The organism is Nocardioides sp. R-C-SC26 (assembly GCF_021246465.1).
GTDB lineage: Bacteria > Actinomycetota > Actinomycetes > Propionibacteriales > Nocardioidaceae > Nocardioides.
In genome coordinates this window covers 13602-31773 of record NZ_JAHRHK010000017.1, presented here as the reverse complement: position 1 = coordinate 31773, position 18172 = coordinate 13602, and the positions used below count along the sequence as shown (strand labels likewise).

Below are 18172 nucleotides of genomic sequence, written 5' to 3'. Positions count from 1 at the left end.
AGCTACGGCATCATCGCGGTTCGGTGACGGTGATCTGGTAGTCCAGAGCCCCGCCGTAGATGAGGAGCACTCCGCTCGAGACCGCCCCGGGCGGGATCACGACGCTCTCGCCGTCGAGCACGAACCCGCCGCCGGCGATCGCCGCACAGTTCTCGTCGTAGAACCACAGCTGGAACTCCCCGAGCGGCACCTCGGCCTTGATCGTGGCCTGGTGCTGACCGTCGCCGGCGCCCTTCGGAAGGGCGGCGATGTGTGCGTCGACACCGTTGGCGGCCGGTGACCCGTCGCAGCCCCACGACAGTTCGGTCACGCCCGGGCGGTAGGGGTCCAGGCCGAGCAGCGAGCCCTGGAGCGGGTTGCCGAGAGTGACCGAGCCGCCGTAGCTGACCGGCTTGTCCGGCTTCGGCAGGGACGGCGTGAGCTCGGCCGTGGTGCCGAACGCCTGGACCTCCGCGACCACGGCCGACGACGTCACGCTGGCACCCGAGGCGAAGGTGTCGGTGGGGATCACGCGCACGAAGCGAGCTCGCATTGGCTTGCCGAGCTCGTAGGTCTTCAATGCGAGGTCAGGCGCCGTCGGGCGTGGCTTGGCGTAGCGGAACCGCGCGATGCGCACCGTCGTCCAGGTCTTCCCGTCCAGGGAGGTCTGCACCGTGACGTTCTTGGCGGCGGCGAAGCGCGGCACGCCGATCGGCTTGAGCACGCTGACGGCGACCGTCTCGATCGTCGAGGGCTGCTTGAGGGCGATCGTGACCGACTGGTCGGGGCCCTTGTTGTAGGCCCTCGCTCCCGCGGCGGTCTGCCACGAGGTGGCCTCGGTGTCGTCGACCAGGTTGGTCGCGGCGAAGGCCGCCTGCTGGCTGGTCACCTTCACCACTCGAGCCCCCGCCGACGTCGAGAGCAGATTGGGCCGCAGCGCGATCCGCTCCACCTGCGTGGCGCCGGCACGCACCGGAACCGAGATGCGCTGGATGCCGAAGCCCGGCGCCTGGAGGGTCAGGTCGTAACGCCGACCACCGGCGAAGCGAGCCTGCGCGCGACCCTTCTTCGACGTCGTGGCGATGGGAGTCGCGCGGGCCTCGAACAGGCCGCCGAGCACGCGGACACCTGCGACCGGCTTGTCCGTGGTCGCGTTGACGACCTCGAGCGTGAGGGTGCCGTTCGCACGGCGTCCGGGGACGTCGAAACCGGGACGCGGGTCGGTGTCGGTCTCCCCCGTCGTCCGAGCCGAGGCGCCGTAGCCGTGCTCGGCGAAGGCACCCCACACCTGGGGCAGGTAGCGTGAGCCGTAGCGCAGCTGGGCGGCCTTCACGATGGCATCACGCATGTCGAGCATCGACGGCGACGGCGGCGAGATCGGCATCGCATCCATCACCAGGTGCTGGGCGACGTCGGAGGCCTTGACCTGGTTGCCACCGACCGCCTTCAGGATTCGCGTGCGCATCTTCCACAGCACGGCGGTCCAGATCTCGCCGTCGGAGTGCACTTCCGGCCCGCTCATGTCGTAGCCGTAGTCGCCGAAGGTCGCCGGACTCTCGGCGTAGTTCCAGTTGCGGATGCCGCGCTCGGGGTCGCCGACGTAGGCAGCGGTGACGGCGGTGCGGGTCAGGCCGCGACGGAACAGGTCGTTCATCGCGAACCAGTCGCCCCAACCCTCCCCCATCGCCCCGGACTGGGTCGTGCCGAGCGAGCCGAGACCGCCACCACCGACATAGCGGTTGGTGAGGCCGTGGGCGTACTCGTGTTCGATGATCGAGGCGTCGTAGTCGCCGTCGCGCGGGTCGCCCTCGAACGCGTCGTCGACGAACTCCCACAGGTACATGTTGGTGAAGCCCGGGATGCCGTCGGGCAGGGTGAGCATGTTCGCGTTGTTGCGGCCGAGCGGGAGGACGGCGGCGGTGAGATTGAGCGCGCCCGACTGGGCGCCGCCGAAGATCGGGTCGCCCGGCAGGCCCAGGGCCGTGGGGTCGCCGGTGTTGAGGAGCTGGAAGTTGCCGCCGGACTCGGTGAACCCGAACTCGTAGAACTCATCGTGGATCCGGTTGTGGTGATAGAAGAGGTTGGTCGCCGCCGAGTTCGCGTCGGCCTGGTATCCCAACGGCGACCCGTTGCTCTTCGCCCATCCGTCCTCGAAGCCGTAGCGGAACTTCGTGGTCAGCGAGACCGGGCGGTTGTACTGGTCGGCGGCCACCAGCGGCACCGTCCACGCGATGGCCGTGTTGGCGTTGTTGCCGAGCGTGGTGATGCCGGGCAGTCCGATCAGCCCGGTCGGGTCGACCCAGCCGCCGGGCGACTGGTCGGTGGGGCCGAAGCTCTTCACCACGCGGGTGCCGCCCTTGGCAGCGCCCGGGTAGTTCTCGAACACCGTGCCGTCGCTGTCGAACTGCACGAGCGACTTGCGCAGCAGCGGCGCACCGGTGCTCGCATCGATCACGACGGCCCAGGCCTCGTTCAGGTCCTTGATGGCGAGCACCGCGTAGGCGGCGACGGCGCCGTAGGGGGTCGGGAGCGCCACGCGGCGGACGTACTGCAGGGCACCCAGGAGACCGCCGTTGAAGACCTCGTAGCCACCGGCGGTCTCACCCGTGGATCGGACCGCGATGTCGAGGTCGGGCAGCAGTCGGCCGAGCACCGTGGTGAGAGCCTGCGTGGCCGAGAGGTCGAACCCGCCGACCAGACCGGTCTCCCGCACCGAGTCGCCGGCATAGGAGACGACGCGGCCCTCGCGGTCGACCAGGACGGTCATCATGCCGCCGAGTTCGGAGCGCACACCGCCGAACGTCTGGGCGAAGGAGACCACGCGGGCACCGATCCCGGGCAGTTCGTGGTCGCGGACGACGTCCAGCGCTGCGACATCGGCGAGGGTCAGGCCGAACGCGGCGACGTGCGAACGGAGCCACCCTCGCGCGATCGCGACCGGGTCGCCCTTCCGCGGCGCGCTCAGGAAGCCGCCGTCGACGGCGATCATCCGCGGCGTGCCGGCGCGGTTCCACGTCGTCGTCGCACCCACCAGTCGCTCGACGGCACCTCGCTGCGTCGCCGTCGGCGCGACGATCGGCAGCGTGCCCCGGGCGTCGTAAGAGAGGTCGGTCGCCAGGTCGCCCATCGGGGGCACCGCGGTGCGATCCGGAACGAGCGGGCCGAGCAGATCGGCGAGCACCGAGCGCGGAGCGTCGCCGTCGGCGGCGCGGGCGTCGGAGAGCTGGGCGATCGGCATCGCGAGTGCGACGGCGGTCGCGGCGGCGACGAGGGAGAGTCTGGAACGAGTCACGGCTACCTGTCCGGAGTGAGCTGATGGAGTGGCGCCGGCGCCGCTGCGGTCCTCCGAGCGGGTCGACACATCTGCAACGACTCCGCGCTGTCGGAGGTACGCAGTTCAATGGCGGTGTGGTGAATCTCTCCGACCTCGTCGCGACGTCGCAGGACGTCGCGTCCACCCGCGCGCGGACGGCCAAGGTCGCTGCCCTGGCGACGCTGCTGGAGAAGACGGCGCCGGACGCGCTCGAGGTCGTCGTCAGCTACCTCGGCGGCCAGGTCCGCCAGCGTCGCACCGGGGTGGGGTGGCGCAGCCTGGGCGACCTGCCCGCGCCCGCAGAGGTCAGCACGCTCGACGTCGTCGCGGTGGACGCGGCGCTCGAGGAGATCGCGGCGTTCGCCGGCCCCGGATCGCAGGCCGCCCGTACGCAGGCCCTCCACGCGCTCTTCGGATCGGCGACGGCGGCCGAGCAGGCGTGGCTGCGCGGAGCGATCACCGGCGAGCTCCGGCAGGGCGCCTCCGACGCGCTCGTGCAGGAGGCGCTCGCCGTGCGCACCGGACTGCCGGTGGCCGACATCCGCCGCGCAGCGATGCTCGCGGGGTCGACGCGCGCCGTCGCCGGCGCCGCCGTCGCGGGAGGCGCCGCTGCTCTCGCCGCGATCGGGCTCGAGGTCGGCCGTCCGATCCTGCCGATGCTCGCCGCCAGCGCACCGACCGTGGCCGAGGCGCTGGCCAAGCTGGGCGCTTCTCCCGACCATCCGGTGGCGGTCGAGGCGAAGCTCGACGGCATCCGCATCCAGGCCCACCGCCGCGGCGACGACGTCCTGGTCGTGAGTCGCTCTCTCGATGATCTGACCGCGCGCCTGCCTGCCGTGGTCGACGTCGTGCGGTCGCTGCCCGGCGGCGATCTCGTGCTCGACGGCGAAGCGCTACTCACCGACGACGCCGGCCGGGCGCGGCCCTTCCAGGAGACGTCCTCACGCAGTGCCACCCACGGCGAGGTGTCACCCGAGTCGTCCTCCGATCTCGGGTTGCAGCCGTACTTCTTCGACGTCCTGCATCGCGACGGCCGCGACCTGCTCGACGTCTCGGCGGCGGAGCGCGCGGCCGAGCTGGCCGATCTGGTCCCTCCGGCGCATCGCCTCGACCGCGTCGTGACGGGCGAGCCCGCGAGCGCGGAGCAGTTCGTCGAGAACGTGCTGCGTCGCGGCCACGAGGGCGTCGTGGTGAAGGATCTTGCGGCGCCCTACGCCGCGGGGCGCCGCGGATCCGCGTGGGTCAAGGTCAAGCCCGTGCACACCCTCGACCTGGTCGTGCTCGCCGTCGAGTGGGGCTCCGGGCGCCGCCGCGGGTGGCTCTCCAACATCCACCTCGGCGCCCGCGACCCCGGCGGCACTGACGACTTCGTGATGGTCGGCAAGACCTTCAAAGGCATGACCGACGCGATGCTCACCTGGCAGACCGAGCGCTTCCTGGCTCTGGAGACGCACCGCGAGGGTCACGTCGTCCACGTCCGGCCAGAGCAGGTCGTCGAGATCGCCATCGACGGCGTCCAGCGCTCGACGCGCTACGCCGGAGGTGCCGCGCTGCGCTTCGCCCGGGTCGTCGGGTACCGGGAGGACAAGTCCCCTGGCGAGGCGGACACGATCGACGCCGTGCGCGCACTCCTGCACTGACGGAAGTCGAGAGCGTTTGCGTCACACTCTTGCAACTCGGAGTTACACACCACGTACTATCGCGGCATGTCCTCCTCCGCGCCGTCGCCGTCGTCGCAGCCGGCCCCTGAGACCGACGGCCGACGTCGCGCAGCGGCGATCCGTCGACGTGCCCGCGAGGCCGAGATCATCGCCGCCACTCGGGCACTGTTCGACGCACGCGGCGTCCGCGACGCGCAGATCGAGGACATCGCGCGTGCGGTCGGAATCAACCGCGCGATCGTCTACCGGCACTTCACCGGCAAGGAGGAGCTCTTCGCGCTCACGCTGGTGGGCTATCTCGACGAGCTGCGCGACGCGTTGGCGGCGGCCGACGGCGCTCGCACCTCGCCGTCGGACCGGCTCGCCGCGATCGTGGGCGCGTTCGTCGACTACGGCGTCTCGCACCCCGCGTTCGTCGACTGCGCCCAGTCTCTGATGCGCCAGTCCGGGCCTGAACTGCTCGACGAGATCTCCGAGAGCGCCCTGTTCCGCCTCGGTCGCGGCATCTCCTCCTGCCTCAGCATCCTCTCCGCAGCCCTCGAGGACGGCGTGGAGAGCGGAGAGTTCACACCGTCGGCGGACCCGACGTTGATGGCGAACACCCTGTACGCCAGCGGACTCGGCGCGCTGCAGCTCGCGCGCGTCGGCATCCTGGTCAAGGAGGCGGCACCGGGCGTGCCGACGGTCGGCGAGATCTCGCCCGACCAGGTCCGCTCGTACCTGGTCGCCACGGCCCTGGCGGTCGCCGGCCACTGACGCCTCAGGAGCCGCGCTCGCACCAGGGAGTGCCGCACGCGAGGTGTGTCGGTCAGGCACCCATCGCGTGGAAGCCGCCGTCGACGTGCACGATCTCTCCGGTCGTGGCCGGGAAGAAGTCGGAGAGCAGCGCACAGACGGCCTTGGCCGTCGGCACGTGGTCGGCGTTGTCCCAGCCGAGAGGTGACCTGGTCTCCCAGAGCGCCTCCAGGTCCTCGAACCCGGGGATCGCCTTGGCGGCCAGGGTCTTGAGTGGACCGGCCGAGACCAGGTTCACCCGGATCCCGACTGGCCCGAGGTCGCGGGCCAGGTAGCGGGCACACGACTCCAGCCCGGCCTTGGCGACGCCCATCCAGTCGTAGACGGGCCACGCCACGGTGGCATCGAACGTGAGCCCGACGATGCCACTGCCCGGAGCCATCAGGGGGCGGCAGGCCACCGAGAGCGACTTCAGCGAGTACGCCGAGACGTGCACCGCCTGCGCGACGTCGTCCCACGGGCCCTCGAGGAACTTCCCGCCGAGCAGCGTCTCGGGATTGCCGTAGGCGATGGAGTGGACGACGCCGTCCAGGCCGTCGACATGCTCACGGATCGCGTCGGGCAGGGCCGCGAGGTGCGCGGGATCGGTCACGTCCAGCTCCAGTACCGGGGGCTCCACCGGGAGCCGCTTCGCGATACGGCGCGTGATGCCGAGCGCCCGGCCGAAGTTGGAGATGAGCACGGTCGCGCCCTGCTCCTGGGCGACCTTGGCGGTCGCGAACCCGATCGAGCTGTCCATGGTCACGCCCGCGACCAGGATCCGCTTGCCTTCCAACAGTCCTGCCATCGTCTTCTCCCTCGTCTGCCGGTGTGGTCAGTGACCCATGCCCAGGCCGCCGTCGACCGGGATCACGGCCCCGGTGACGTACGCGCCGCCCGGGCCGGCGAGCCAGAGCACCGCGCCGGCGATCTCCGACGGCGTGGCGGTCCTGCCGAGCGGAACCTGGGCACGGATGGTCTCGCGCTGCTCGTCGCTGAGCACTGCGGTCATGTCGGTGTCGACGTATCCGGGGGCGACCACGTTCGCGGTGATGGAGCGGGAACCGAGCTCGCGTGCCAACGATCGGGCCATGCCGATCAGGCCGGACTTCGAGGCGGCGTAGTTGACCTGGCCCGGAGAGCCGAGCAGTCCCACCACGCTGGAGATGAAGATGATGCGCCCGCGGCGCTGGCGGAGCATCGCCTTGGCCGCTCGCTTGGCGAGCCGGAAGGAGCCGGTCAGGTTGGTGTCGATGACGCTCGACCAGTCCTCCTCGCTCATCCGGAGCACCAGGGTGTCTGCGGTGATCCCGGCGTTCGCGACCAGCACCTCGACCGGGCCGAGCTCTGCCTCGATCCTCGCGAACGCGGCGTCGACCTGCCCGGCGTCGGTGATGTCGCAGCGGACGTCGAGCGCTCCCTCGGGAGCTCCACCGGCGCGCGTCGTCACGGCCACGCGGTCGCCCTGGGCGAGGAAGGCCTCGGCGATCCCTCGTCCGATACCGCGGTTGCCGCCGGTCACCAACACCACCCGACCGGTCTCCGGCGCCGCCGTCGTGCTCGTCTGCTCGCTCACGGATGCGACGCTAGAGATTACCCCCAGGTAGACGAAACCGGCCGACCCCGAGGGGGCCGGCCGGCGAGTCCACGGGCGGCCTCAGTCGTCGTCCTCGAGGCGGAAGCCGAGCTTGAGGCCGACCTGGAAGTGCTCGACCTGGCCGTCCTTGATCTGGCCACGCACCTGCGTTACCTCGAACCAGTCCAGGTGGCGGAGGGTCTTGCTGGCTCGCTCGATGCCGTTGCGGATCGCGTGCTCCATGCTGTCCGGCGAGGTACCGACGATCTCGGTGAGGCGGTAGGTGCGGTTCGTCATGCCCCGACTGTAGCGACGTAGACTCGAGATCATGGGCCGCGACCGTAAGCACGACGACGTCGTCCGGATCACGACGGCAGGAACCAACCGCGCCGCCGACATCGGCGCCCGCCAACGTCGCTACCTGCTGTCGATGACGCTGCGCACGCTCTGCTTCGTGGGAGCGATCCTGGCCTCACTCGCCGGGCTCGACTGGCTGTGGCCCTTCCTGATCGGCGGCGCACTCGTGCTGCCCTACGTCGCCGTCGTGATGGCGAACGCGGTGGCTCAGAACTCCGACGGCTTCCGGCTCGATGAGATCGACCACCAGCGTGACGCCCTCTCCGGTCCCGATCTCACGGCAGTCTCCGGGCCGACCGTGCCGCCGTCCCGGTGAGCCCCGACATCTGCTCTGCGAAGGGCTGCAACACCGCCGCAGAGCACCAGCTGCTGTGGAACAACCCGAAGTTGCACACACCCGATCGCCGCAAGGTCTGGCTCGCCTGCGAGGAGCATCGGGAGTCACTCTCGGGATTCCTCGGTGCGCGCCAGTTCCTCAAGGACGTCGTGCCCCACCGACCGGGCGAGAGCGACGAGCCGTCGGCCTGACTCCCAGGCCGATCGACGGTGCGTTCAGGAGGTCGCGATCACTCAGCCGCCGATGGCCGACATCGGACGTGTCGGCTGCAGGAAGCTGGGGTCGTCGATCCCGTGCCCGGCCGCCTTGCCGCGCATGGCTGTCACCCAGCGGCTGGCGAGCTCCTCGTCGTCGGCTCCGGCACGCAGTGCGCTGCGCAGGTCGGACTCCTCGCGCGCGAACAGACAGGTTCGTACCTGGCCGTCGGCGGTGAGCCGAACGCGGTCGCAGTCACCGCAGAAGGGTCGGGTCACCGAGGCGATGACGCCGACCGTCGCCGGGCCGCCGTCGACGAGGAACAGCTCGGCAGGGGCACTGCCGCGCGGCTCGTGGGCCGGCGTGAGGTCGAACCGCTCCTCGAGCGCGGCCAGGATCTCCTCAGCCACGACCATCTCCTCGCGGGCCCACCCATGCTGGGCGTCGAGCGGCATCTGTTCGATGAACCGCAACGAGTAACCGCGCTCCAGGCACCACGCCAGCAGCTCCGGGGCCTGGTCGTCGTTGACGCCGCGCATCAGCACGGCGTTGACCTTGACCGGACCCAGACCCGCCGCGGACGCGGCCGCGAGGCCCGCCACCACGTCGTCCAACCGATCGCGGCGCGTCAGCTCCACGAAGGTGTCCTGACGCACGGTGTCGAGACTGACGTTGACCCGGTTCAGACCGGCGTCCACCAGCGCGCTCGCGACGCGTGCCAAGCCGATGCCGTTGGTCGTGACGGACAACTCGACCTCGGGCGCCGCCCGTCGCACCCGGGCGACGATGTCGACGAAGCCCGGGCGCACCAACGGCTCACCGCCGGTGAACCGCACCTCGGTCACACCAAGGCGTTCGGTGGCCACAGCGACCAGGCGGACCACCTCGTCGTCGCTGAGCTGCTCCTCCCGCGGTAGCCAGGTCAACCCCTCGGCCGGCATGCAGTAGGTGCAGCGCAGATTGCAGCGATCGGTGAGCGAGACCCGGAGGTCGCGCGCCACGCGGCCGTAGCCGTCCGCGAGCGGAATCATCTGCATGTCGCCGAGCCTACGAGGTCGGGCCGCAGATGCCACGCCCTCGGCGCCTCGGTAGATTCACGGGGTGCGCTCCTACCGGTTCCTGCTGAGCCGGCGGTGGCTGGTCTTCGCGGTGATCGTGGCGTTGTTGACCGGTCTCGCCTGGTGGTTGGGCCAGTGGCAGTTCGACCGGCTCGAAGACCGTCAGAGCCGCAACGCCGTGGTCCGAGCCAACGAGACCCACGACCCCGCGCCCGTCGAGGACGTCCTCGCGCCGCCCGGTCAGGGGCTGGACGTCGATCACGAGTGGCGGGTCGTGAACGCGACCGGCCGGTACGACGTCGAGGACACCGTGATCGTGCGCTATCGCACGCGTGACGGGATCGCCGGCGTCGACGTCGTCGTCCCGCTGGTCACCGCGGACGGCACCGCGGTCGTCGTCGATCGGGGCTGGTTGCGTACCGAGAACGCCGGCACCGCCACGGTGGACGACGTGCCCGCACCGCCGAGCGGCACGGTCACCATCACGGGTTGGGCGCGGGTGGACGGCACCGGGGCGAGCACCGAGGTCGAGGAGCAGTCGACCCGTGCGATCAACTCCGCCCGCATCGGGGAGGCCCTCGACCGCACCGTCTACGGGGGGTTCGTCGACCTGCGCTCGGAGGATCCCGAGCCCACCGCGACTCTGGAGCCGCGTCCGTTGCCGGAGCTGAACAACGGCCCGCACTTCTTCTACGGCCTGCAGTGGTGGTTCTTCGGCGTGCTGGCGATCATCGGTTTCGGCTACCTCGCCTACGACGAACGCAAGCGCGGCCCCCGCGGTGAGCGGGCCCGGGCCGGCCGTGTCGTCGCGGGCTCGGCCGCCCAGCCCGGGTCGCCCGCACCGGCCCCGAGAGAGAAGAAGCGCGAGCGGAAGCCGCGCCAGACCAACGTGCCCTCGGAGTACCAGCGCCGCCGCTGACTTGGGGGGCAGGACGACGTCCGTCCTGGGGCAGTCCTGCGGCCTGCTCGATCAGAGTGCGCGGAGCAGGCCGCCGTCGACGGGGAGCATCACGCCGGTCACGTAGGAGGACGCCGGCGCGAGCAGGAACGCGGCGGCTCGGCCGAACTCCTCCGGGGTGCCGTAGCGGCGCAGCGGGATCGTCGCCTCGGCGGCAGCGCGCGCGGCGTCCGGATCGCCGCTCGAGGCGTCGAGCTCGGCGACCCGCTCGGTCGCCACCCGTCCCGGGAGCACGCCATTGACTCGGACACCGCGCGGTCCGAGCTCATCGGCGAGGGTCTTGGCGACCATCCCGAGCCCGGGGCGCAGACCGTTGGAGATGGCCATCTCGGCCAGCGGGGAACGGACGCTGGAGGACAGCACGGCGACCAACGAGCCTCCGTCGTCCAGGCTCTGGCCGATCTCGCGCATCAGCCGCACCGCGCCGAGGAAGACCGACGAGAACGCCGTCGTCCACTGCTCGTCGCTCATCTGCGTCACCGGCCCCTTCGGCGGACCGCCGACCGAGACCAGCGCGCCGTCCACCCGCCCCCAGGTGCTCCGTGCGACTTCGAGCAGTCTCGCGGGTGTCGCGGTGTCGGCGTTGTCCGCGGCGATGCCCCGGGCTTGCTCACCCAGCTCGGTGCACGCGACGTCGACCGACGCGGCGTTGCGTCCCGACACCACCACGCGAGCGCCTTCGCTCACCAGGACGTCGGCGCAGGCACGGCCGAGGCCGCGCGTGCCGCCGGTCACGATGTACACCCGATCACGGAGCCCCAGATCCATGCCGCTCACTCTCCCAGACCGTCTCCCTCGCCGACGACGCCCGGCGGGAGCCTCGATGAGAACAGCCGCTCTCGGCGCGACCTCTTAGTCGGTGAGGCAGCGGAAGGCCCGCGTGGCGATCACCAGCTCGCCGGCGTCGTCGGAGGCATCGAGATCTGCCACCGCCTCGATGACCCAGTCGCGGTCGCCGGCCGGGTCGGCCAGGGTCTGGGTGAGGACCATCAGGCGGCTCGACGTGCCCTCTGGCGCGCCGACCGGCTCGCCGGTGGTGATCTCCGTGCGCAGCAACGCCGGCCCGCGGGCATCGGCATCCGTGCGGACCTCGTCGTGCTGGGCGTAGTAGGCCTCGATCGCGGTGTCCCACGCCGAACGCGTCATGACGACGTCGCGCGGCGGATCGAAGCGGTCGGCCGACTCGCGCTCGAGCCGCATCAGGCCGTCGAGATCATCCCGCGCGACCAGGTCGACCCGGCGCCACATCGCGTTGCGGAGCATGACGGCGAAGGCGCGCTCCTGCCGTGAGATCGGCCGCGGCGCGGCGGGAGCCTCGCGCTCCTGAGCAGCGCGCACGACGGCGTCGGGGTCGCTGAGGGCCTCCCACTCATCGAGCAGCGAGGAGTCGACCTGGCGCACCGTCTCCCCGAGCCACTCCACGAGATCGTCGAGCTCTCCGACGCGGAAGCTCGCGGGCACCGTCTGCCGCAGTGCGCGGTAGGCGTCGGTGAGATAGCGGAGCACGAGGCCTTCGGACCGCGCCAGCTCGTAGCGGCGCACAAAGTCGGTGAACCCCATGCCCTGCTCGTACATGTCCCGCACGACCGACTTGGGGTCCAGCGCATCCTCAGGCAGCCACGGGTGGGAGCCTCGGTAGATCTCGTAGGTGGCCTCGAGGAGCTCCTGGAGCGGTTGCGGCCACCGGATCTCGTCCAACAGGGCCATCCGCTCGTCGTACTCGAGCCCGTCGGCCTTCATCTCCACGATGGCCTCGCCTCGCGCGACGCGCTGCTGGGCGAAGAGGATCTGTCGCGGCGCCTCGAGGGTGGCTTCCACGATCGAGACGACGTCCAGGGCGTGATCGACGGCCTCGCGGTCGAGGACGTCGAACGCCGCCAGCGCGAAGTGCGACAACGGCTGGTTGAGCGCGAAGTCTTCTGGGACGTCGGGCGCGAGCGCGTAGCGCCGGCCGAACCCGTCGACGTCGTCGAAACGAACGACGGTGCCCGACTGCACCAGGCTGCGGGTGAGGCGGAGGGCGCGACGGCTCAGCTTGAGCTGCTGTCGGCGGGGCTCGTGGTTGTCCTGGAGCAGGCGACGCATCACGGGGAACGCGTCCTCCTCCCGCGAGAGGACGTTGACCAGCATCGCGTTGTCGACCTTCATCCGCGAGACCAGCGGCTCGGGGACACCGGCGACCAGCTTGTCGAAGGTGGCCTCGGTCCAGACCACGGTGCCCTCAGGGGGCTTGCGCAGTTGGGCTTTGCTCTTACGTTTGGCCAGCTGCGATGCGCTCATCGCCTCGTTCTTGGCGGCTGCCTTCGCCTTGGCCCGCTCGTTGTCGATCACGTGCTCGGGCGCTTGGACGACGACGTACCCCGCCGTGTCGTACCCCGCTCGACCCGCGCGTCCGGCGATCTGCTGGAACTCGCGCACGCGGATGATCCGCTGCCGCGTGCCGTCGAACTTGGCCAGGCCCGTGAAGAGCACGGTGCGGATCGGCACGTTGATGCCGACGCCGAGGGTGTCGGTGCCGCAGACCACGGTGAGCAGGCCGGCCTGTGCCAACTGCTCCACCAGGCGGCGGTAGCGCGGCAGCATCCCGGCGTGGTGGACCCCGATGCCGCGACGCAGCAGCGGCCCGAGCGTCTTGCCGAAGCCTGCGCCGAACCGCACCCCGGCAAGACGCGCCTTGAGCTCGTCGGAGACCGGCAGCTTCAACTGCGACTTGGAGATGGCGACCGCCTGCTCCACGGCGTCCTTCTGGGTGAAGTGCACGACATAGACCGGTGCCTGGTGGGTGGTGACGATCTCCTCGATGGTGTCGGGCAACGGGTCCAACGACCAGCGGAAGTCCAGTGGCACCGGCCGCTCGGCCTGGTCGACCAGGCCGGTCTCGCGCCCGGTTCGGCGGGTCAGGTCGGCTCGGAGCTCCGTGACGTCGCCCAGGGTCGCCGACATGAGCACGAACTGCGCGCGGGGAAGCTCGAGCAAGGGCACCTGCCACGCCCAGCCGCGGTCGGGCTCGGCGTAGAAGTGGAACTCGTCCATGACGACCAGACCGACGTCGGCGCCGGCGCCCTCACGCAGCGCGATGTTGGCCAGCACCTCCGCGGTGCAACAGATGATCGGCGCATCGGCGTTCACCGCAGCATCGCCGGTGAGCAGACCGACGTCCTCGGGGCCGAACGTCTCGACCAGGTCGAAGAACTTCTCGCTGACCAATGCCTTGATCGGCGCGGTGTAGAACGACACCCGTCCGTCGGCGAGGGCCGCGGTGTGCGCCGCGACCGCCACTAGCGACTTCCCCGATCCCGTCGGCGTCGCCAGCACGACGTTGTTCCCGGCGAGGATCTCCAGGATCGCCTCGTCCTGGTGCGGGTAGAGCTCGACGCCGCGCGCGGCGGCTCGTGCCACGATCTCGTCGTAGACGGCGTCCCAGTCGGGCTCGTGAGCCTCACTCATCGCGTGCCCGGGGGTGCGCGGTGGCGAAGACCTCACGGAGGTTGTCGACCGTGACGAGGGTGTAGATCTGGGTGGTGGTCACCGAGGCGTGTCCCAACAGCTCCTGGACGACGCGCACGTCGGCCCCACCGTCGAGCAGATGGGTCGCGAACGAGTGACGCAGCGTGTGAGGCGACACGTCGGCGCTGACGCCGGCCCGCTCGGCGGTACGCACCAGGATCACCCAGGCCGACTGACGCGACAGCCGCCCACCGCGTGCGTTGAGGAACAGCGCCGGGCCGCCCCGGCCCGCACCGACCAGATCGGGCCGACCGCGGGTCAGATAGGCCTCCAGCGCCTCGTGGGCGTACGAGCCGAGCGGTACCAGCCGTTCCTTGCCGCCCTTGCCGCGTAGGAGCACGGTGCCGCCGCCCGGCGCGCGCTCCGCTCCGGTCTCCCCCGCATCGACGTCGTCGATGTCGAGCCCGACGGCCTCCGAGATGCGCGCCCCCGTGCCGTAGAGCACCTCCAGCAGAGCGCGGTCTCGCAGCGCCAGCGCCGTCCCGGGCTCGCCGGCAGCCTCGAGGATCGCCTCGACGTCACTGAGCGGGAGTGCCTTCGGGAGTCGCTTAGCAGGCGCGGGCGGCTTCACCCCGGCGGCGGGATCGTGGGGCGCCAGACCGTCGGCGAGCGCGAACCGATGGAAGCCGCGGACCGCGACCACCGTGCGTGCTGCGGAGGCTGAGCCGAGCGGTTGGTGTTCGGCGTCGCCCTCACGCAACCGCATCAGGAAGCCGGTGACCGTCGCCTCGCTCACCTCGGCCAGGGCACCCACGCCCTCGGCGTCCAGGTACTCCAGGTAGCGACGGAGATCGCGACGATAGGAGGTCAGCGTGTTGGCGGCCACGCCCTTCTCGACCGTGAGGTGGTCGAGGTAGGTGCGGACGGCGCGCGAGACGTCGTCCGTCGTGGTGGCCATGGGGCCGATCATCGCAGGCGTCGCCGACACGACCGTCGCGGCCCGAGCGGCGACCGTGGCGGGATCTCAGCCGTCGAGCACGGCGTCGAGATCGACGGCGTCGATCCCCACCGCCTGCCCCACGGGCCGGTTGGTCAGCAGGCCCTCGTGGGTGTTGATCCCGAGCGCCAGGCTGCGATCCGCTCGACAGGCCTCGCGCCACCCGCGCTCCGCGAGCGTGACGACGTAGGGCAGCGTGGCGTTGGTGAGCGCGTAGGTCGAGGTGTGTGGCACCGCTCCCGGCATGTTGGCGACGCAGTAGAAGGTCGACCCTTGCACCTGATAGGTCGGCTCGGCGTGCGTCGTGGGCCGGGTGTCCTCGAAGCAGCCGCCCTGGTCGACGGCGATGTCGACCAGCACCGAGCCCGGCTTCATCTGGGCTACCAGCTCGTTCGAGACGAGCTTCGGTGCGGCGGCGCCGGGTATCAGCACCGACCCGATCACCAGGTCTGCTGCCATCACCTGCTGCTCGATCGCGAGCTTGGAGGAGGCCAGGCCGTGAACCCGGTTGTTGTAGCGCCAGAAGGACATGCGCAGCTTGTCGAGATCGGTGTCGAGGAGCGTGACGTCGGCGCCCATCCCCATCGCGATGTTCGCCGCGTTCTGTCCGGCGACCCCGGCCCCGATCACGACGACCTTGGCCTGGTCGACTCCGCCGACACCGCCCAGCAGCACCCCTCGTCCTCCGCGTGCCTTGAGGAGCTCGTGGGCGCCGACCTGCGGGGCGAGACACCCGGCGACCTCGGACATCGGGTACAGCAACGGCAGCGCGCCCGAGGTGAGCTGCACCGTCTCGTAGGCGATCGCCGTCACGCGCGACCGCAACAGTTCCTCGGTGAGCGGCTTGTCGGCGGCCAGATGCAGATAGGTGAAGAGGGTGAGCCCCTCGCGGAGGCGGTGGTACTCCTCGGCGATCGGCTCCTTGACCTTGAGCACCAGGTCGGCCGTGCCCCAGGTCGTGTCGGCATCCGGTGTCATCGTCGCGCCGGCAGCGATGTACTCCTCATCGGGGATGGAGGAACCGACACCGGCCCCGGCTTCGACGAAGACGTCGTGGCCGCGTTCAACGAGTTCGTGCACGCCGATGGGGGTGATCGCCACCCGGTACTCGTTGTTCTTGACTTCCTTGGGGACGCCGACCTTCATCTGGCGACCCTACTGGCGCACGAGGCCCTTCGCTACGGCCAGGAGGACGCACTGCACCACCGGGCCGTCGGCCACCTCGCCCGCCAGTACGGCGGCGTAGAGATCGGCGAACGGCACCCACCCGGTGCTCATGTCCGCCTCCTCGTTCTCCAGCACGAAGTCGCCGCGGGAGCACGGCGAGAGCCCGCGGGCCACGAAGAGGTGATGGATCTCGCTGATGATCCCGGGCGAGGGATAGGTGCTCCCGAGTGCGGTCCAGTCGACCGCCTGCAGCTGGGCCTCCTCGCGCAACTCACGCCGTGCCACGTCCAACGGCGTCTCGTCGGGTCCGGCATCCATCAGGCCGGCGGGGAGCTCGACGAAGCGACGCTGAGCGGCGTGGCGGTACTGCCAGAGGCAGAACACCCGGTCGTCGTCGTCCAGGGCCAGGACGATGACGGCGCCCGGGTGCTCCACAACCAGTCGTTCGTGCTCGAGCGGCGTCCCGTCCGGCGCCTCGACGTCGTCGGCTCGTAGGGCCACCACCCAGTCGTCGCGGTGGATGTCGCGGGTGCTCCTCACCGGCCAGCGCTGGATGACGTCGCGCAGGGGCTCAGGCGCACCGTCGATCTCGACGTCGGTCACGCGTGTCGTCCCGTCGTCGATCCCGCCGGCCAGTGGTCAGTCCTCGTCCGGGTCGCGGCGCAGACCGCTCTCGTCGATCGGGAAACGCAGTTCCTTCTGTCGCTCGATCGCGGCACCCACCAGGCCCGCGAACAGCGGATGCGGGCGCGTGGGCCGCGAGCGCAGCTCCGGGTGCGCTTGCGTCGCGATATAGTAGGGGTGCACCTCGCGGGGAAGTTCAACGAACTCGACGAGCCCCAGGTCGGGATGCGTTCCGGAGAAGACCAGGCCGGCCTCCTCGAGCTGCGGCCGGTAGGCGTCGTTCACCTCGTACCGGTGACGGTGTCGTTCGGAGATCTTGTCCGCGCCGTAGAGCTCGCGGGCCAGCGTCTTCGGCGCGAGGACGGCCTCCTGCAGCCCGAGTCGCATCGTGCCGCCGAGGTCGCCGGCACCTTCGACGAAGGACTTCTGCTCCTCCATGGTCGCGATCACCGGCTCGGGGCACTCGGGATCGAACTCGGTGGAACCCGCCGAGGTGAGTCCGGCCACGTTGCGGGCGTACTCGATCACCATGCACTGCAGTCCCAGACACAGGCCGAGGGTCGGGATGCCGTGGGTGCGCGCGTAGGTGAGCGCACCGAGCTTGCCGTCGAGCCCGCGGATGCCGAATCCGCCCGGCACGCAGATGGCGTCGACGTCGGCCAGTGCGCGGGCCGCGCCCGCCTGGGTCGCGCACTCGTCGCTGGGGACCCACCGGATGTGGGCCTTCGCCTCATGGGCGAAGCCGCCGGCCCGGAGTGCCTCGCCGACGGAGAGGTAGGCATCGGGCAGGTCGATGTACTTGCCGACCAGCGCGATCGTCACCTCCTCCTTCGGATGGTGGACCCGACGCAGCAGGTCGTCCCACACCGTCCAGTCGACGTCGCGGAAGGGCAGGTCGAGGCGTCGGACCACGTAGGCATCGAGGCCCTCGCGGTGCAGCACCTTGGGGATGTCGTAGATCGACGGCGCGTCGGCCGCCGTCACCACGGCCTCCTGGTCGACGTCGCACATCAGCGAGATCTTCTTCTTGATCGAGTCCGGCAGCTCGCGGTCGGAGCGGCAGACCACGGCGTCGGGCTGGATGCCGACCTGACGCAGCGCGGCGACCGAGTGCTGGGTCGGCTTGGTCTTCAGCTCACCCGAAGGGCCGATGTAGGGGACCAGCGAGACGTGGAGGAAGAAGCAGTTGTCCCGGCCGATGTCGTGACGGACCTGGCGCGCAGCCTCCAGGAACGGCAAGGACTCGATGTCGCCGACCGTGCCGCCGATCTCGGTGATGACGACGTCGATCTCCGGGCCGCCCATCGCGAGGATGCGCTCTTTGATCTCGTTGGTGATGTGCGGGATCACCTGGACGGTGTCGCCGAGATAGTCGCCGCGGCGCTCCTTGGCGATGACGCTCGAATAGACCTGTCCGGTCGTGACGTTGGCGATCTGGTTCAGGTCGGTGTCGAGGAAGCGCTCGTAGTGACCGACGTCGAGGTCGGTCTCGGCGCCATCGTCGGTGACGAAGACCTCACCGTGCTGGAACGGATTCATCGTCCCGGGGTCGACGTTGAGGTACGGGTCGAGCTTCTGCATCGTCACGCGGAGTCCACGGCTGCGCAGCAACCGGCCGAGACTCGAGGCGGTCAGCCCCTTGCCGAGCGAGGAGGCCACCCCGCCTGTCACGAATACGTGCTTGGACTGGTCAGATCCCGGTTGCCTCACGGAGTTCCATCCTATCCGA

At 70.4% G+C, this 18172-nt stretch carries 16 protein-coding genes; 5 read left to right on the top strand and 11 right to left on the bottom strand.

All coding sequences use genetic code 11. The annotated features are described in order from the left end of the window. Positions 1 to 10 precede the first annotated feature (10 nt). Entirely contained in the window at positions 11 to 3271 is a 3261-nt protein-coding gene (locus KSO97_RS14670; protein WP_232680162.1) for a M36 family metallopeptidase, read from the bottom strand. Positions 3272 to 3387: 116 nt separating this feature from the next. On the opposite strand from KSO97_RS14670, the gene KSO97_RS14665 reads away from it, so the two are divergent. Next, positions 3388 to 4932 carry an ATP-dependent DNA ligase gene (locus KSO97_RS14665; RefSeq protein ID WP_308188316.1) on the top strand — a complete coding sequence of 515 codons (1545 nt, stop codon included), beginning with the start codon at positions 3388 to 3390 and terminating at the stop codon, positions 4930 to 4932. A 66-nt stretch (positions 4933 to 4998) separates the two neighbouring features. Further along, positions 4999 to 5709 (top strand): TetR/AcrR family transcriptional regulator, encoded by a 711-nt coding sequence (locus tag KSO97_RS14660; RefSeq protein WP_232680160.1) that lies wholly within the window; start codon positions 4999 to 5001, stop codon positions 5707 to 5709. Between the two features lie 52 nt (positions 5710 to 5761). Here KSO97_RS14660 and fabI read toward each other — a convergent pair whose 3' ends face one another. The 3 genes from fabI to KSO97_RS14645 all read right to left on the bottom strand — a co-directional run bounded on the left by fabI (position 5762) and on the right by KSO97_RS14645 (position 7600). Continuing rightward, entirely contained in the window at positions 5762 to 6535 is a 774-nt protein-coding gene (gene fabI / locus KSO97_RS14655) for an enoyl-ACP reductase FabI (protein WP_232680158.1), read from the bottom strand. 27 nt (positions 6536 to 6562) lie between these two features. After that, positions 6563 to 7303: a 3-oxoacyl-ACP reductase FabG gene (gene fabG, locus KSO97_RS14650; RefSeq protein WP_232680155.1), complete on the bottom strand. Its 741-nt coding sequence runs from the start codon at positions 7301 to 7303 to the stop codon at positions 6563 to 6565. A gap of 81 nt (positions 7304 to 7384) precedes the next feature. Then, on the bottom strand, positions 7385 to 7600 hold the full coding sequence (locus KSO97_RS14645; protein WP_232680153.1) for a dodecin: 216 nt from the start codon (positions 7598 to 7600) through the stop codon (positions 7385 to 7387). Positions 7601 to 7631: 31 nt separating this feature from the next. Between KSO97_RS14645 and KSO97_RS14640 the strand changes: the two genes are divergently transcribed. Both KSO97_RS14640 and KSO97_RS14635 read left to right on the top strand, forming a co-directional pair. Continuing rightward, entirely contained in the window at positions 7632 to 7976 is a 345-nt protein-coding gene (locus KSO97_RS14640) for a DUF3099 domain-containing protein (protein ID WP_232680152.1), read from the top strand. Continuing rightward, positions 7973 to 8188, top strand: a complete 216-nt coding sequence (locus KSO97_RS14635; RefSeq protein ID WP_232680150.1) for an acetone carboxylase — start codon at positions 7973 to 7975, stop codon at positions 8186 to 8188. The genes KSO97_RS14640 and KSO97_RS14635 overlap by 4 nt, the downstream gene beginning before the upstream one ends. 42 nt (positions 8189 to 8230) lie before the next feature. On the opposite strand, the gene moaA is transcribed toward KSO97_RS14635, so the two are convergent. Further along, positions 8231 to 9229 (bottom strand): GTP 3',8-cyclase MoaA, encoded by a 999-nt coding sequence (gene moaA, locus KSO97_RS14630; RefSeq protein WP_232680148.1) that lies wholly within the window; start codon positions 9227 to 9229, stop codon positions 8231 to 8233. A 64-nt stretch (positions 9230 to 9293) separates the two neighbouring features. Between moaA and KSO97_RS14625 the strand changes: the two genes are divergently transcribed. Further along, positions 9294 to 10169 carry an SURF1 family protein gene (locus tag KSO97_RS14625; protein WP_232680146.1) on the top strand — a complete coding sequence of 292 codons (876 nt, stop codon included), beginning with the start codon at positions 9294 to 9296 and terminating at the stop codon, positions 10167 to 10169. 51 nt (positions 10170 to 10220) lie between these two features. Here the strand turns inward: KSO97_RS14625 and KSO97_RS14620 are convergent, their stop codons facing one another. The 6 genes from KSO97_RS14620 to KSO97_RS14595 form a co-directional block, all read right to left on the bottom strand. Next, the gene (locus KSO97_RS14620) at positions 10221 to 10976 is read right to left on the bottom strand and encodes an SDR family oxidoreductase (RefSeq protein WP_232680144.1); all 756 of its coding nucleotides are present in this window, start codon (positions 10974 to 10976) and stop codon (positions 10221 to 10223) included. An 84-nt stretch (positions 10977 to 11060) separates the two neighbouring features. Further along, on the bottom strand, positions 11061 to 13655 hold the full coding sequence (locus tag KSO97_RS14615) for an RNA helicase (protein WP_232680143.1): 2595 nt from the start codon (positions 13653 to 13655) through the stop codon (positions 11061 to 11063). Then, positions 13648 to 14613, bottom strand: coding sequence for a site-specific tyrosine recombinase XerD (xerD, locus tag KSO97_RS14610; RefSeq protein ID WP_232680141.1), 966 nt, complete (start codon positions 14611 to 14613; stop codon positions 13648 to 13650). The genes KSO97_RS14615 and xerD overlap by 8 nt, the downstream gene beginning before the upstream one ends. A gap of 66 nt (positions 14614 to 14679) precedes the next feature. Further along, positions 14680 to 15798, bottom strand: a complete 1119-nt coding sequence (gene ald, locus KSO97_RS14605; protein ID WP_232680139.1) for an alanine dehydrogenase — start codon at positions 15796 to 15798, stop codon at positions 14680 to 14682. A gap of 9 nt (positions 15799 to 15807) precedes the next feature. Next, positions 15808 to 16422 carry an NUDIX domain-containing protein gene (locus KSO97_RS14600; RefSeq protein ID WP_232680137.1) on the bottom strand — a complete coding sequence of 205 codons (615 nt, stop codon included), beginning with the start codon at positions 16420 to 16422 and terminating at the stop codon, positions 15808 to 15810. A gap of 36 nt (positions 16423 to 16458) precedes the next feature. Further along, on the bottom strand, positions 16459 to 18153 hold the full coding sequence (locus tag KSO97_RS14595; protein ID WP_232680134.1) for a CTP synthase: 1695 nt from the start codon (positions 18151 to 18153) through the stop codon (positions 16459 to 16461). Positions 18154 to 18172: the final 19 nt, after the last annotated feature.

What these genes read in the sequence shown, in the direction of transcription:
- moaA (WP_232680148.1), bottom strand. Translation starts at nt 9,229, where the DNA reads ATGCAGATGATTCCGCTCGCGGACGGCTACGGCCGCGTGGCGCGCGAC.
- KSO97_RS14660 (WP_232680160.1), top strand. Translation starts at nt 4,999, where the DNA reads ATGTCCTCCTCCGCGCCGTCGCCGTCGTCGCAGCCGGCCCCTGAGACC.
- KSO97_RS14640 (WP_232680152.1), top strand. Translation starts at nt 7,632, where the DNA reads ATGGGCCGCGACCGTAAGCACGACGACGTCGTCCGGATCACGACGGCA.
- xerD (WP_232680141.1), bottom strand. Translation starts at nt 14,613, where the DNA reads ATGGCCACCACGACGGACGACGTCTCGCGCGCCGTCCGCACCTACCTC.
- KSO97_RS14620 (WP_232680144.1), bottom strand. Translation starts at nt 10,976, where the DNA reads ATGGATCTGGGGCTCCGTGATCGGGTGTACATCGTGACCGGCGGCACG.
- ald (WP_232680139.1), bottom strand. Translation starts at nt 15,798, where the DNA reads ATGAAGGTCGGCGTCCCCAAGGAAGTCAAGAACAACGAGTACCGGGTG.
- KSO97_RS14645 (WP_232680153.1), bottom strand. Translation starts at nt 7,600, where the DNA reads ATGACGAACCGCACCTACCGCCTCACCGAGATCGTCGGTACCTCGCCG.
- fabI (WP_232680158.1), bottom strand. Translation starts at nt 6,535, where the DNA reads ATGGCAGGACTGTTGGAAGGCAAGCGGATCCTGGTCGCGGGCGTGACC.
- KSO97_RS14615 (WP_232680143.1), bottom strand. Translation starts at nt 13,655, where the DNA reads ATGAGTGAGGCTCACGAGCCCGACTGGGACGCCGTCTACGACGAGATC.